Genomic DNA, 13,678 nt, shown 5'->3' on the forward strand with positions numbered 1-13,678 from the left:
AGGGAGCCGACTGCGAAGCTGGGCGTTAAGGCGCCGGGCCCGTCCGGCCTGCGAGGGGCCGAATGAAGCGCGATCTGGCGGACATGTGGAATCTGGTGTGGGAGCTGGCGCTGCTGGTCTGCGCCGGCTTTGCCTTGCTGAACGTTTTCGCCCCGCCCCAGGACCTGCCGTGGAAGCCGCTGGATCTGGATCGTCCGCTCGGGCGCGCGACCACCGCAAAGGTCGCCGCCTTCGATGTGCCGACCGCCGCCACCCCCGAGGCTGTCGAGGGCGCGACCGAGGCCTGTATGCAGGCGCTGCGCAATGCGGGCGTTCAGGTCGAACGCGCGCCGGACCGCGACGATGGCGGCTTCTGCGTGGTGCGCGGGGCGGTGCGGATCACGGGCGGCGAGGTGACGCCGCTGGCGCCGGCCGATGTCGTCATGCAGTGCCCGCTGGCGGTCCGCTACGTCATCTGGGATCGACAGGTGCTGCGCCCGGCCTCGCGTGACATTCTGGGCTCGGCGCCCGCGCGGGTGGAGAACTACGGCACCTATTCATGCCGCCGCATCTACGGCTCGCAGGACGAGGCCGAGCGGCCCAGCGAACATGCCAAGGCCAATGCGCTGGATGTCGCAGCGGTGACCTTGAAGGACGGTCGGACCGTCAGCGTTCTGAACGATTGGCGCGGCGATGGGCCCGCAGGCGAGCCGGGCGGCCGCTTCCTGCACGCCTTGCGCGACGGGGCCTGCCAGCTGTTCTCGACGGTGTTGACCCCCGACTACAACGCCGCCCACGCCAACCATCTCCACATCGACGGGGCTGCGCGGGGCCTCTGTCGTTAAGCCTGAATGCGTCCGGTGCGAATCGCTTTGCTGTTGACCGTCTGGAAAAGCCGGGTGACAACATCGCTGCAGTCCGGATTTCGCGTGGGGTCCAAACCCGCGTTTCGCTCCTTCGCCTGAACGAGCTGTCCAGATGGATTGTCGGGTCACCTCGAGGGGGATCCGCCTGGAAAAGCGCGTTTACGGAGACGCAGACATGGCGACCGGCACGGTCAAGTGGTTCAACCCCACCAAGGGCTACGGCTTCATCCAGCCCGATAGCGGCGGCTCCGACGTGTTCGTTCACGTCACCGCCGTTCAAAAGGCCGGACTTCAGGGCCTCGATGAGAACGCCAAGGTCGAATACGAGCTGGAAAACCAGCGCGGCAAGACTTCGGCGATCGACCTCAAGGTCCTTTAAGTCGATCCAGCCTTCAAGGCTTAGAGGCGGGCGCGGGAGTTTCTCCCGCGCCCGTTTTGTTTTTTCGGGCTACCGCGCCTCGCGCTACTTGAGCCCGTTTGATGCGTCCTGCGGCTTGGTCTCGGCGGCTTGGACGGTCTTGGTGCGTTGGGACCGCTGCGCTAGGACGATTGCGCCTAGCACCAGGGCGCCGCCCAGGGCCTGAACCGGCGTCAGGGTTTCTCCGAAGATCCACCAGCCCAGCAGGCCCGCGACGACCGGCTGGATCAGGATGGTCACGGCGGTGACCGAGGCCGGCAGCTTGCCCAGCGCCCAGGCCACGCCGCCTTGTCCGAAGACGTGCATCACGCCCATGCCCACGCAGGCGGCCCAGCCCGCCGGTCCGGCGGGGATGACGTCCTCGCCCAGCGCCAGGGCGACGATCAAAAGCAGGGGCGCGCCCAGCAGGGTCGCCCAGAAGGTCACCCGCATCGCCCCGGCCGTGCGCCGCGCCGCCTGTACCGCCAGAAAATAGCCCGAGTACCAGACCGCCACCGACAGGGAGAACAGGTCGCCCAGCATCGGATTGGTCCCTTGTCCGCCGTCTGAGCCCGCCGCCATGGCGAAGGCGCCGCCCATGGCCAAGGCCAGGGCCAGGATGAACAGCCGGTGCGGCCGCTCCTTCAGCACAAACCAGCCGAACAGGGTCACGACAACCGGCGTCAGGTTGCACAGCACCGTCGCGTTCGCGACCGAGGTCATGACGATGCCGTAGTGCCAGAAGCTGAGGTCCAGGGCGAAGAACAGGCCCGCCAGCAGCGCCCATTTCGATGGCACGCCGACGCCGCCCGGTTCGCGCGACGCCAGGATCGTCAGCAGGGGCAGGGCGAACAGGAACCGCCAGAACCCCGCGGCCGCCGGCCCCGTCTCGGTCAATCGCACCAGAATGGGCGCCAGGCCCAGCACGCTGGCCGCGATCAGCAGAACGATCAGCGCAAAGGCGCGCGAGGAAGGACGAAAGGCCAGGGCGGACATGGGCCGGCTCTTACGGCGCCCTGCGACCTGACGCCACAGGCGCCGTCAGGCCGCCCCTTAAACGAGCGGGTCGATCCGCGACCGCAACGCGACGCTGAGGCCCGGCGCGCGGTCGCGATAGTCGATCGTCCCGTCCAGCTGACCGACCAGGCTCTTGATCATCATCGAGCCGAACCCCTTACCGGCCAGATGCCCGCCGGCGCCCTCGTCCTCCACCGTCATGCGGAAGAAGGCGCCGTCTTCCTGGAAGGCGATCCGCAGCGGACCCGGCTTGCCGCCATAGGCGTATTTCTGGGCGTTGATGATCAGTTCCGTCAGGATCAGGCCGATGGTGATGGCGCGCCCTGGCTCGATGCAGACCGGGTCCAGATCGGTTTCGATGGCGGCGGCCCAATCGGGCCCCATGCTGGAGCCCAGATCGCCGATCAGCTCGCCGATATAGCGGCTCATGTCGATGGTCGTGACCTGATCGCTCAGATACAGCCGACTGTGGACCGCAGAGACGGCGCGCACGCGACGTCGCGCCTCGTTCAGCGCGGTCGCGGCCGAGCCGCCCGCCTGTTCTCGCGCCTGAAGGCCCAGGAAGCTGGACACCAGCGTCAGGCTGTTCTGAACCCGGTGGTTCACCTCGCGGATCAGATACTGCTGCTGCTCCAGCCGCAAGTCGCGCTCGGAAAGGCGGTCCTGCAGCGATCGGTTCAGCCGTCGGATCTGATGGACTGCGGCGTAGTCGGCCAGAGCGTCCCTCAGCCGAGCGGCGGACTCGACGGCGGCGGGGCCCCAGCGGTGCGCGCGGCCCGAGACGGTGTCCGACCAGCTTTCGAACGAGGCGCGGGGCGTCAGAATGGCGTTGGGGCCAGTCTTCTCCGCTGTTGAGGGATTGCCGGCCCAACGCACCGTTTCCAGCACCTCCGAGCGGAACCACAGCAGCGAGACCGGCTGATCCAGAGGCAGGGTCACCGCCAGCAGGCCGCTGGCGTGCGTCTTCCAGGCCTCGGCGGCCGGCAGAACCGAGGCCAGGTTGTGCGACGAGACGGGGCGCAGGCCCGGCCGTCCAGCAGCCCAGGCGGCGATGGCGCGTACGCCGTCTTCGGGCGGTGTATGTCCAAAGGTCTCGATATCGCCGTCTCTGACGATGGCCAGACCGTCCGCGCTGGTCAGCTGCATCAGGGCGTCGGCCTTTTCGGCCAGCGCCTCTCGCATCGGCCGGTCTGGCGACAGCCGCGAAAGCAGTTCGTCCTCCATCCGACGCAGGCGCGTGCGCTCGCGGTACAGGTCGGCGTCGGTCTTGGACTTCAGCTGTCGCGCCAGATTACGCGCCAGGGCCGTGCAGCCCACGCGCAGCTCATAGGGCAGCAGTTTAGGCGAGGCGTTGTGGCAGGCCACCAGCCCCCACAGGGCGTCATCGACGATGATCGACACGGACGCGGAGGCCCGAACGTCCATGTTGCGCAGATATTGCAGATGGATCGGTGAGACAGAGCGCAGGCCGCTGTCGCTCATGTCCAGCGGCGCCTCGCCGGGCGCGATGGGGCGAAGAGGCTGGGGCGTATAGCGGCTGTCGGGAATGACACGCACGGGGTTGCGCAGATAAAGGGCGCGGGCCTGTTGCGGGATGTCGGTGGCGGGGAAATGGTGATTCAGGAAGGAGCCGGATCCATCGGCGCGACTTTCGGCCACGACCTGACCCGCCTCGTCGTCCTGGAAGCGATAGATCATCACCCGGTCGAAACCGGTCAGGCGTCGGAAGGCGTCCGCCGCCCGCTCGCACACCGTCTGGATCGTCACCGCCCGTTCCAGCGCGGCGCCGGCGGCATCCAGGTTGGCGATCAGATCGACGCCGAGGCGGGCCTGCTGCGAGCTCTGCTCGACCTCGATGATCATCAGATCGTTGATCGTGCCGGAAGTCGTTCCCGGCGCACGATGCGCCACAACGTCGTATTCCAGACGATTGGTCGCGCGCCAGCGACAGGCGAAGCCGGCCTCCTGATGTGCGGCCATGGCGCGCACGGCCCGGTCGGCGACATCGCCCAACACGTCGGCGACTGTGCGATCGATCCAGACCTTGCGGCCCGTCAACTCCTCGATCGCGCCCGCCCCCTGGCGGATGGTCAGGGATTGCAGATCCAGCACCAGCATGAAGCCGTGCGGTTGGATCGATTGAGGAATGTGGATCGGCTCGCGATCGCACTCGTTCAGCGCGGCGTCGGCCAGGTCGAGCGTCTCGGTCATGCCGCGGCCTCCTGCGGCTGGGGTTGCAAGGTGCGGTGGGCGAAGGCGAAACCGTCGATGCCGCCCTTCACCACCTGATCGATCGTGACGTGGCCGCTAACGCAGGCCCGGTCCAGCAAATCCATGAAGGCTCGCCAGCGTGCGCCGGTCTCTTCGCCATAAGGATCCAGAAAGCCGAGGCCGTCCAGATCGCGACCCTCGGCGGCCAGCCGGCGTCGAATGATCCGACCGCCCAGCATCGACCCTTCGGCCACATAGACCCAGCCCAGGGCTTCGCCGGCCGAGGCGGGCGCAGCCGGACGCGCGGGGGGAGGAACGCGCTGGCCCAGTATCGTCAGGTCCTGGGCGATCCCGTTCGCGCGTGATCGCGGTTCAAAGCTGGCGTCCAGTTCGGCGTTCAACGCCGCCGCCAGCGGATGACTGAGCGGCTCCAGTCCGGCATGGAAGCGGTAAAACGCCGCCACGGTCGCCGCCCGCGTGGCGTGGTCCGACAGACGCGGCTCGATCCGGGCCTGGACTTCCAGGGTTTCGTGGGCTGAGGCGGTGGCTTCCCGAAGAGCGAGAAGGGCAGGGGAAGCGATCATGGGGCTCAGATTAACACACTGTCTTGTCTTGTCGATTTGCACAGGCCAGAAGGCGCGGACCACCACGGAACGGCCCAGACCGCGTGGCGTTCACCAGCAACCTTCTCATCTCCCTTTGATCGGCAGATTTTCATGAAACTGCGCGTCCGCGCCGAACTCGTCTATCGTTTCGATCCGCCGACGGACGCCATCTACAAGATCCAGGTCGCGCACTGGCCGGGCCAGGACATTCTGGAAGAGACCCTGACCTTCGACCCGCCGGTCGATTTCCATGAGGACGAGGACGTCGACTTCGGCGCCCGCACCCTGCGTTGCCATGTCGAGGGCGAGGTCAAGCTGACCTATGAGGCGGTGGTCGAAAACGGCGTGCTGAAGGGCCTGCCGCCCAGCGTGTCCCAACATGACTGGGGCGAACTGCCTGCCGAGGTCCTGCCCTATCTCCAGCCCAGCCGCTATTGCCCGTCGGATCAGTTCGGCCGCTTCGTGACGCGCGAGTTCGGCGACACGGCGGGCGGGGCGCGTGTGCTGGCGATCCTGAACTGGATCACCGAGAACGTCGATTATGAGCACGGCGTGTCGGACACCGAAACCACAGCGGCGCGCACCTTCATCGACCGGGCCGGCGTGTGCCGCGACTTCACCCACCTGGGCATGACCCTGTGTCGGGCCTCGGGCATTCCCGCGCGGGCAGTCAGCGCGTTTGCGTTCGACCTCAGCCCGCCCGACTTCCACGCCATCTTCGAGGTCTGGTTGGACAACGGCTGGTGGCTGGTCGACGCCACGGGCCTGGCGCCGGTCGAAGGTCTGGTGCGGATCGCCTGCGGGCGGGACGCGGCGGACATCGCCTTCCTGACGACCCAGGAACGCTGCCAGATGGTGCGTCAGTCGGTGACGGTGGCGGGGGCCTGACCCGCCGCTACTTCGCCTTCTGCGCCGCCTTGTAGGCCTGAAGTTCGTCGATCACGTCCATCTGGCGCAGCACCTTGTTCTGCGGGTCGATCAGCACATGGGTCCCCACAGGAACCGCGATCTGCCCCCGTCCGCCCGTCATCGCCACGACCTGGACCGCGCCGTCGATCTCGACCTCCAGCGGCATGGGGAACGCCCCGCCGTCGCCGGTGGTCCATTCCAGCCGCAGCACCCCGCCCTCGCGCGTTTCCTTCAGCACCGGCAGGGCGGCGTTGTAGAGATAACTGCGGAAGAACCAGCCATAGTCCTGGCCTGTGACGTCGTTGACGATCGTCAGGAAGTCGCCGGTGGATCGATACAGCGGCGCGAAATTGCCCGGTCGGGGATCGGGTCGACCATAGACCAGCCGGGTGATCGACTCGTGAAAGGCGGCGTCGCCGATCAGCATCCGCAGCGAATGGCTGATCAGAGAACCCTTGTTGTAGATGTCGAGACCCGGCCCGACATCGCCCTTGTAGACCTCGTCTTCGGTCTTGGGCGTGCCTGAAACGACGGGATATTTGTTAACCAGACCCTCGCGCTGATTGGCCAGTTCGCGCTGCATATAGCGGTCGCCCAGCAGCCAGCGTGCGTAGAGCGGCTGCATGTAGCTGCCCAACCCCTCGTGCAGCCACATGTCGTCGGCGTTCTGATTGGTCAGCTGGTTGCCGAACCATTCGTGGGCGAATTCGTGCTGCAACAGCCAGTCATAGCCCCGCCCGTCGATCTTGTAGCCATTGCCATAGGCGTTGATCGTCTGGTGCTCCATGCCCAGGTGCGGGGTCTCGACCACCCCCATCTTCTCGTCGCCGAAGGGGAAGGGGCCGACGGTGGCTTCGAAGAAGTCCAGCATCCTGGGGAACTGGGCGAACAGGCCCTGGACCTGTTCAGGCGTATCGGACTTCAGATGCCAGTAGGCCATCGGGATCGTGTTGCCGAAACGGCTGCGGTACTCGCCCGCGACCTCCTCATAGGGGCCGACGTTCAGGGCGATGGCATAGGTGTTGGGCGACTTGGCGGTCCAGTTCCAGGTGGTCCAGCCGTCGCCGTGATCGACCTTGCCCAGGAAGCGGCCATTGGACGGCGCCGACAGGGCGGAGGGCACGGTGATGTGCAGATCGACCCGGCCCGGCTCGCCGTGCGGGCTGTCGATGCAAGGCCAGAAGATGTCGCAGCCCTCGCCCTGAACCGCCGTGGCGATCCACGGTTCGCCCGACGGCGCGGTGGACCAGACGAAGCCGCCGTCCCAGGGCGCGCGCGGCGCGACGCGCGGCTGACTGGCGTAGGCGACACGCAGGGCCACGGATTGTCCGGCCGCCAGGGTCTGGGGCAACTGCACCGTCAGCCGGCCTTCGGGGTTGGACCAGCGATCGACGGCGACCTCGACCCCGTCGATCTGGACCGACGAAATCCTCAGCAGCGTATCCAGATCGACGACCAGGGCCTCCAGCGGCGCCTTGGCGGTGAAATCCAGCACGGCGACGGCCTCGATGGTCTTGTCGGCGGGAATGACCTTGATCGTCAGATCGGCCTTGTCGAACCGCATCGCCTGCTGCTCGGCCGTCAGAGGCTGATCGGTGGCCAGGGTGTAGGGGGTCGATTCGCGCGTCGTCGCGGCGGTCGAGGCCGGGGCGGTGGCGCAGGCGGTCAGGGCCAGAAGGCTCGCAGTGGCGAGCAGAACCGTGATGCGCATCGAACGTCCCTTTCGACTGATGCAAAAGGCTTAGCGCGGCCCGGATGACGCGCAAAGAAAAAGGCCGGCGTTTCCACCGGCCTCTTCCAGAACTCTATATCGCGAACGCCGATCAGGCGGCGGCGGCGGCTTGCTCGGCCAGCTTGGCGCGAACCTGGCGCTTGATGCGCTGGGCGGCGACCGACAGCTGCTCGTCGCGGGCCTTGACGATGAAGACGTCCAGGCCGCCCTTGTAGTCCAGGGTGCGCAGCGCGGCGTTCGAGATGCGCAGGCTGAACGTCTGGCCCAGGGCTTCCGACGTGACCTTGACCGTCTTCAGCGACGGCAGGAAGCGGCGCTTGGTCTTGATGTTCGAGTGGCTCACGTTGTGGCCGACCATGGGGCCGATACCGGTGAGTTCGCAACGACGCGACATCGTCAGATCCTTAAGGTGCGGCGTCCAGCCCGAGCGTGGGAGAGGACGCATGAAACAGTTGCGCGCGGGAACCAGCCCGCGCGAGAGGGGGCCGTATAAGGGAAGAGGCGGTTCGGCGTCAAGCCGAGTCTGGACGCATCGTCCCCACGCCTCGTTCAGCCGTCATTCAAATGCCGCCCTGTATGGCCCATATGATGACGACCTCAAAAGAGACCCAAGCAGAACAGAAGGCTTCCATGTCCCGTCCGTCCTTGATCGATCGCCTGCCCAAGCGCGCGCTCGCCGTCCTGGCCCCGGTGATGGCCGGCGGCTTCATGCTGGCCTCGCCCGCCATCGCCCCGGCCCAGACTGCGGCTCAGTCCGAAGTCCTGCCCGGCTATTGGGAATACACTACCAGCGCGGTGGGCCAGCGCGACACCGAGCAGAAGTGCGTGCGGCCCAGCGAGATCAACCGATTCTTCGGCGGCCTGTCGACCAACAAGTGGCGCTGCACCTATCCGACCCGCGTGGTCGGCAACGGCAATGCCCGCTTCGAGGGAACCTGCCAGGACCGCAAGGGCCGTCGCATCGCTGTTCGCCTGAATGGGACCTACACGGAAACCAGCTTCAGCTTCCGCGGCGGTGCCCAGATCGTGCGCGGCACCCCCTATATCCCCGCCAGCATCACGGCGCGCCGCATCAGCGCCCAATGCCCGGCCAACGCCGAATATTTCTGATCCCGGCTCGGCGATTCATCAAAAAAGGCCCCGGATTGCTCCGGGGCCTTTTCTTTTGTCCGAAACTCGAAGCTTAGGCGGCTTCGGCGGTTGGGATCGGCTTTTTGGCGCTGAGCGACTTGGCGAGCAGCTCGACGGCGGCGTCCTTGTCGATCTTGTTGGCGGCGGCGACTTCGCGCGCCATGCGGTCCAGGGCCGATTCATAGAGCTGGCGCTCCGAATAGGACTGTTCCGGCTGGGTGTCGGCGCGGTGCAGATCGCGAACCACTTCGGCGATGGAGATCAGGTCGCCCGAGTTGATCTTGGCTTCGTATTCCTGGGCGCGACGCGACCACATGGTGCGCTTGATGCGCGCGCGGCCCTTCAGGGTGGTCAGGGCCTTCGTCACGACGTCGTCGGCGGCCAGCGAACGCAGGCCGGCCGTGACGGCCTTCTTGGTCGGGACGCGCAGGGTCATCTTCTCGTGGTCGAAGGTCACGACATAGACCTCCAGCGACATGCCCGCGACTTCCTGGGTCTCGATCGCCGCCACTTTGCCGACGCCGTGCGCCGGATAGACGACCGCGTCGCCAACCTTGAACTCCAGACCAGTCTTGCTCGTCATAATCGTCCTTTCCCGGTCAGGGCCGGGCGAAACGAAGGCGCAGGAAACGCAAACAGGATCTCATCCGCCGGAACGCTCCGTCGGAGGGGATGATGTTGGGCGTCAAAAGCGGAAACGGATCACCAAACCTCTGGCCGATCCCGTCTAGGGCGGGATTCTGTCGCAAACACGGGCGGCGCGAAGATTTAGCGGACCGCCCGATCCAATGAAACAGAACCTATCACAAATCTGCGGAATTTCAAAACGTCCACAGGGCGGACGTGCAAATACGGCAAGGCTTGAGCGCCGCCAGTCCTTGAATCAGGAACCCTTGCCCGGCTTGGGGCTGAAGTATTTCTCGTATTTGCCGGTTTCGCGCTCGTACTGCTCGCGGTCGGCGGGGGGCGTGCCCTTGACGGTGATGTTGGGCCAGACCTTGGCGTATTCGGCATTGACCTGAAGCCATTTGCCGTCCGGCTCGTCCTCGGTGTCCGGCACGATGGCGTCGACTGGGCATTCCGGTTCGCACACGCCGCAGTCGATGCATTCGTCAGGCGCGATCACCAGAAAGTTCTCGCCCTCGTAGAAGCAGTCCACCGGACACACCTCGACGCAGTCCATGAACTTACATTTCACGCAGGCGTCGGTGACGATGTAGGTCATTGGGCGAAAAACGGGTGTCGGTCTGTGGGCGGGAGGCCTGCGACATGGCGGCCACGCAACCAACTGTCAACAGCGCGGCTTAAGGCGAGAGCCATTCGCAGCGCCTTGACAGAACGGCGCCTAATCGCAACTGTATTGATTGCATATCCGCCCCGTCGACAGGAAATCCCCATGCGCACCCCCTTTACGAAATACGCCGTCGCCGGCGCGGCCGCCGTCAGCCTGGTCGCAGGCGGCGCGGTCGTGGCTCAGGCCGCCCTGACCAAGAACCCTGCCGAAGTCACCGCCGGGACCTACGATCTGGAATCCAGCCACGGCAAGATCACCTGGTCGGTCAATCACTTCGGCCTGTCGACCTATACGGGCCAGTTCGTGAACGTGAAGGCGGTGCTGAAGCTGGACCCGGCCAACCCCTCGGCCTCGACCCTGACCGCGACCATCCCGCTGACCGACGTGGCGCCCAACGACGACCGTCTGAAGGCCCACCTGCAGACCGCCGACTTCTTCGACACCGCCCAATATCCGACTGCGACCTTCGTCTCGCGCTCGGTCACGGTCGACGCCGATGACACCAACGAGGCGACCGTGGTCGGCGATCTGACCCTGAAGGGCGTGACCAAGCCCGTCACCATCGAGGTCGAGTTCAACGGCGCCGGAACCGTCATGGGCGCATACAAGGCCGGCTTCGACGGCGAAGCGACCATCAAACGCTCGGACTTCGGCATCAACTACGCCCTGCCGGCCGTCTCCGACGAGGTGAAGCTGCACATCGAAGGCGAGTTCGTCATTCAGAAGTAGGGCCTGCCGCGCTGCGCGCGACTTGAGGCCGTTTAGACCGTAAGCGAGTACAGGGCGCGGGCCTCTTCGACAGGCCCGCGCCTTTCGCCCAGCCGTTCGACCTTCAGGCTGGTGACGCGTCCGTTCTGGGCGAAGGTCAACAGGTCGCCGACGTGAACGCACCGGCTGGGCTTGTCGAGCCGCGTCTCGCGCCCCTGATGCGTCAGCCGCACCGCCCCCCGCTCCACCAGACCGGCCGCCAGGCTACGCGTCTTCACGAACCGCGCGCGCCACAGCCAGATGTCGATGCGACAGGCGTTCTCGTTCAAGCCTTCGCCTTTCGACGCGGCCGACGACGCTTGGGTCGCGCAGGCGGCGCTTCGGTCAGCACGGCCAGCGCCGCGAAGGGCGAGTCCTTGACGATCATCGGCGCTGCGCCCGGCTTGTCGGGCAGGCGGGCGCGTTCCACCTTCAGGGCGGCGATGATCTGTTTCGCCTGATCGGCGCGCCAGCCCAGATCGGTCAGGGCCTCGTCGGACAGCCGACCGTGATTGGCGGCCCGCAACTCGGCCATCTTCTCCAGCGTCTCGACCGGCGCCAGCCAGCGTCCTGCCAATCGTAATCCGTGTGCGGACAACAGACGCGCCGAGGGCGGCTCCACCGGCGCGGGGATCAGATCGGGCGTCGCCGGGATCAGCGGCGCGGAGACGAAGGCCTGGGCGAAATGGCGGGCGCGCGGCTTTTGAAGGCCGGGCAGCCACACCGAATGCGCCCCGATGCGGATGGCGAAACTGCGCAGCGTGCGGCGCTCGACCTGACTGAGCGCGGCTAAATCGCGCTCGACCTCGCGCCGGTCGATCACGCCGCCGGCCTCGATCAGGCGAAAGGCGATGCCGCGCGGAAGGCCCTTCAATGTCCCCGACTCCACCGCCTGACGCAGCCGTCGCAGATCGCGCAGCGCACGTCCCGCTTCCGCCGCCAGCCACGCCTCGATCCGGCGCTGGGCGCGCTCGCGGGCGGGCGTCGGCCCCAGATCGCCAAGCAGACGCACGGAGGGGGTAAAGGGATCGACCCCCTGCGGCGTCGCATTGATCTGCGCCGTCAGCACGCCGCGCCACAGCACCGCCCCGTCCGGCGTGATCGAGAAACCGTCGTCGGTCTCGGCGGCCAGACGTCCCAGCCGTCGATTGATCTCGGGCGTCACCGCCCTCACGGCGGCCTGGCGCAGGGTGCGGTCTTCCAGGGCCGACGAGCCCTTCTCCATCTGGAACCGCACGCCCTCCAGCTGGCCGACGACCTGTCCCTCGACCGTGACCTCGCCGTCATCGGCGACGCCTGCAAACGTGTCTTCGCGCACGTTCAGCGCCCGCATCAGGGCGGTGGTGCGGCGATCCACGAACCGGGCGGTCAGCCGTTCGTGCAGTACGTCGGACAGCCGATCTTCCAGCGCGCGGGTCTTGTCGCGCCAGCCTTGCGCGTTGTGAACCCAGTCCGGCCGGTTGGCGATGTAGGACAGGGTGCGCACCGCCGACAGCCGCGCCGACAGCTGGTCGATCTGACCGTCGTCACGATCCACGGAGGCGAAGCGCGGCGCCATCCAGTCGTCGGTCAGCCGGCCGCGCTTGCCGGTCAGGGCGTGGAAGACGTCCTTGGCCAGCCGGGCGTGTTCATCCAGCGTCGTCTTCTGGAAGTCCGGCAACTGGCACGCCTCCCACAGACGCATGACCGCCCCGCGCGAGCGCCCCACGCGCGCGATTTCCTCGTCTTTGATCAGGCGACGCAGCAGGGTCTCGTCCAGCGCCTCCGCCGTCAGGCTCAGCCCCGAACGCTGGGGCGTCACCGTCAGCGAGCGCAGCAGATCGGGCAGGGTGTCGAAATCCAGCCGGGCGTTTCTCCATTCCGCCGCCTCGATCGGATCGAACCGATGCTCGACCACCTGTTCGACCAGATCGGGGTCCAGATCCTCGGCCTCGGCCGTGACGCCGAAGGTGCCGTCGCGCAGATGCCGGCCCGCCCGCCCGGCGATCTGGCCGATCTCATGGGCGTAAAGCCAACGGGTGCGCCGCCCGTCGAACTTTCTCAGCCCAGCGAAGGCGACATGGTCCACATCCATGTTCAGCCCCATGCCGATGGCGTCGGTGGCGACCAGGAAATCGACCTCGCCCGACTGATACAGGGCCACCTGCGCATTGCGGGTGCGGGGGGACAGACTGCCCATCACCACGGCCGCGCCTCCGCGCTGACGCCGGATCAGTTCGGCGATGGCGTAGACCCGATCGGTCGAGAAGGCGACGATGGCGCTACGGCGGGGCAGGCGGGTCAGCTTCTTGGAGCCCGCATAGGACAGGGTGGACAACCGGTCGCGCGTCACGATCTCAGCGTCCGGGACCAGGCGGCGGATCAGCGGCTCCATGGTTCCGGCGCCCAGGAACATCGTCTCGAACCGGCCGCGCGCATGCAGCAGCCGCTGCGTGAAGACGTGGCCGCGTTCGGGATCGGCGACCAGCTGGATTTCGTCGATGGCCAGGAACTCGACCGATCGCTCCAGCGGCATGGCCTCGACGGTGCAGACGAAATAGTGCGGGCGCGGCGGGACGATCTTTTCCTCGCCGGTGATCAGGGCCACAGCCGCCGCGCCGCGCTGTTTGACGATCCGCTCATAGATCTCGCGCGCCAGCAGGCGCAGCGGCAGCCCGATCATGCCCGAGGCGTGACCCAGCATCCGCTCGACCGCCAGATGGGTCTTGCCTGTGTTGGTGGGCCCCAGGACCGCAGTCACGCGGGACGGGGCGAGGCCTGCGGACCGGTCGCTCATATCGCGACTAAGGT

General features: G+C 66.7%; 14 protein-coding genes. 5 read left to right on the plus strand and 9 right to left on the minus strand.

Translation table 11 applies throughout. The features are described from left to right. Window positions 1-62 precede the first annotated feature (62 nt). Together A4249_RS15465 and A4249_RS15470 are read left to right on the plus strand one after the other, a co-directional pair. Entirely contained in the window at window positions 63-824 is a 762-nt protein-coding gene (locus tag A4249_RS15465; RefSeq protein ID WP_066554267.1) for an extensin-like domain-containing protein, read from the plus strand. A gap of 196 nt (window positions 825-1,020) precedes the next feature. Beyond that, window positions 1,021-1,224: a cold-shock protein gene (locus A4249_RS15470; protein ID WP_017505920.1), complete on the plus strand. Its 204-nt coding sequence runs from the start codon at window positions 1,021-1,023 to the stop codon at window positions 1,222-1,224. Between the two features lie 84 nt (window positions 1,225-1,308). Here A4249_RS15470 and A4249_RS15475 read toward each other — a convergent pair whose 3' ends face one another. Genes A4249_RS15475 through A4249_RS15485 form a run of 3 tightly spaced genes read right to left on the minus strand, consistent with a single transcriptional unit; the run spans window position 1,309 to window position 5,054 of the window. Then, entirely contained in the window at window positions 1,309-2,238 is a 930-nt protein-coding gene (locus A4249_RS15475) for a DMT family transporter (protein ID WP_066554270.1), read from the minus strand. A gap of 57 nt (window positions 2,239-2,295) precedes the next feature. Continuing rightward, entirely contained in the window at window positions 2,296-4,470 is a 2,175-nt protein-coding gene (locus A4249_RS15480) for a histidine kinase dimerization/phosphoacceptor domain -containing protein (RefSeq protein ID WP_066554272.1), read from the minus strand. Beyond that, a complete protein-coding gene (locus A4249_RS15485; protein WP_066554274.1) occupies window positions 4,467-5,054 on the minus strand; it encodes a biliverdin-producing heme oxygenase in 588 nt (195 codons plus the stop codon). Before A4249_RS15485 ends, A4249_RS15480 begins: the two co-directional genes overlap by 4 nt. Window positions 5,055-5,186: 132 nt before the next feature. On the opposite strand from A4249_RS15485, the gene A4249_RS15490 reads away from it, so the two are divergent. Next, complete coding sequence (locus A4249_RS15490; protein ID WP_066554277.1) at window positions 5,187-5,963, plus strand: transglutaminase-like domain-containing protein; 777 nt, start codon at window positions 5,187-5,189, stop codon at window positions 5,961-5,963. Between the two features lie 7 nt (window positions 5,964-5,970). Here the strand turns inward: A4249_RS15490 and A4249_RS15495 are convergent, their stop codons facing one another. Beyond that, window positions 5,971-7,695 carry a M1 family metallopeptidase gene (locus tag A4249_RS15495; RefSeq protein ID WP_066554278.1) on the minus strand — a complete coding sequence of 575 codons (1,725 nt, stop codon included), beginning with the start codon at window positions 7,693-7,695 and terminating at the stop codon, window positions 5,971-5,973. Between the two features lie 112 nt (window positions 7,696-7,807). After that, the gene (gene rpmB / locus A4249_RS15500; protein WP_066554280.1) at window positions 7,808-8,110 is read right to left on the minus strand and encodes a 50S ribosomal protein L28; all 303 of its coding nucleotides are present in this window, start codon (window positions 8,108-8,110) and stop codon (window positions 7,808-7,810) included. 236 nt (window positions 8,111-8,346) lie between these two features. On the opposite strand from rpmB, the gene A4249_RS15505 reads away from it, so the two are divergent. Further along, window positions 8,347-8,826, plus strand: a complete 480-nt coding sequence (locus A4249_RS15505; RefSeq protein ID WP_038294089.1) for a DUF3617 domain-containing protein — start codon at window positions 8,347-8,349, stop codon at window positions 8,824-8,826. Between the two features lie 73 nt (window positions 8,827-8,899). Here A4249_RS15505 and A4249_RS15510 read toward each other — a convergent pair whose 3' ends face one another. Next, window positions 8,900-9,430 (minus strand): CarD family transcriptional regulator, encoded by a 531-nt coding sequence (locus A4249_RS15510; RefSeq protein WP_055753908.1) that lies wholly within the window; start codon window positions 9,428-9,430, stop codon window positions 8,900-8,902. 300 nt (window positions 9,431-9,730) lie between these two features. Beyond that, window positions 9,731-10,072: a ferredoxin FdxA gene (gene fdxA, locus A4249_RS15515; protein WP_017505910.1), complete on the minus strand. Its 342-nt coding sequence runs from the start codon at window positions 10,070-10,072 to the stop codon at window positions 9,731-9,733. A gap of 171 nt (window positions 10,073-10,243) precedes the next feature. Between fdxA and A4249_RS15520 the strand changes: the two genes are divergently transcribed. Beyond that, a complete protein-coding gene (locus A4249_RS15520) occupies window positions 10,244-10,870 on the plus strand; it encodes a YceI family protein (RefSeq protein WP_066554282.1) in 627 nt (208 codons plus the stop codon). A 32-nt stretch (window positions 10,871-10,902) separates the two neighbouring features. On the opposite strand, the gene A4249_RS15525 is transcribed toward A4249_RS15520, so the two are convergent. Both A4249_RS15525 and A4249_RS15530 read right to left on the minus strand, forming a co-directional pair. Continuing rightward, window positions 10,903-11,178 (minus strand): RNA-binding S4 domain-containing protein, encoded by a 276-nt coding sequence (locus A4249_RS15525; protein WP_066554288.1) that lies wholly within the window; start codon window positions 11,176-11,178, stop codon window positions 10,903-10,905. Next, complete coding sequence (locus A4249_RS15530) at window positions 11,175-13,664, minus strand: helicase-related protein (protein WP_066554296.1); 2,490 nt, start codon at window positions 13,662-13,664, stop codon at window positions 11,175-11,177. The genes A4249_RS15525 and A4249_RS15530 overlap by 4 nt, the downstream gene beginning before the upstream one ends. Window positions 13,665-13,678: the final 14 nt, after the last annotated feature.

Origin of the sequence: Brevundimonas sp. GW460-12-10-14-LB2, assembly GCF_001636925.1 — a bacterium.
Taxonomy (GTDB): Bacteria; Pseudomonadota; Alphaproteobacteria; order Caulobacterales; family Caulobacteraceae; genus Brevundimonas; species Brevundimonas vesicularis.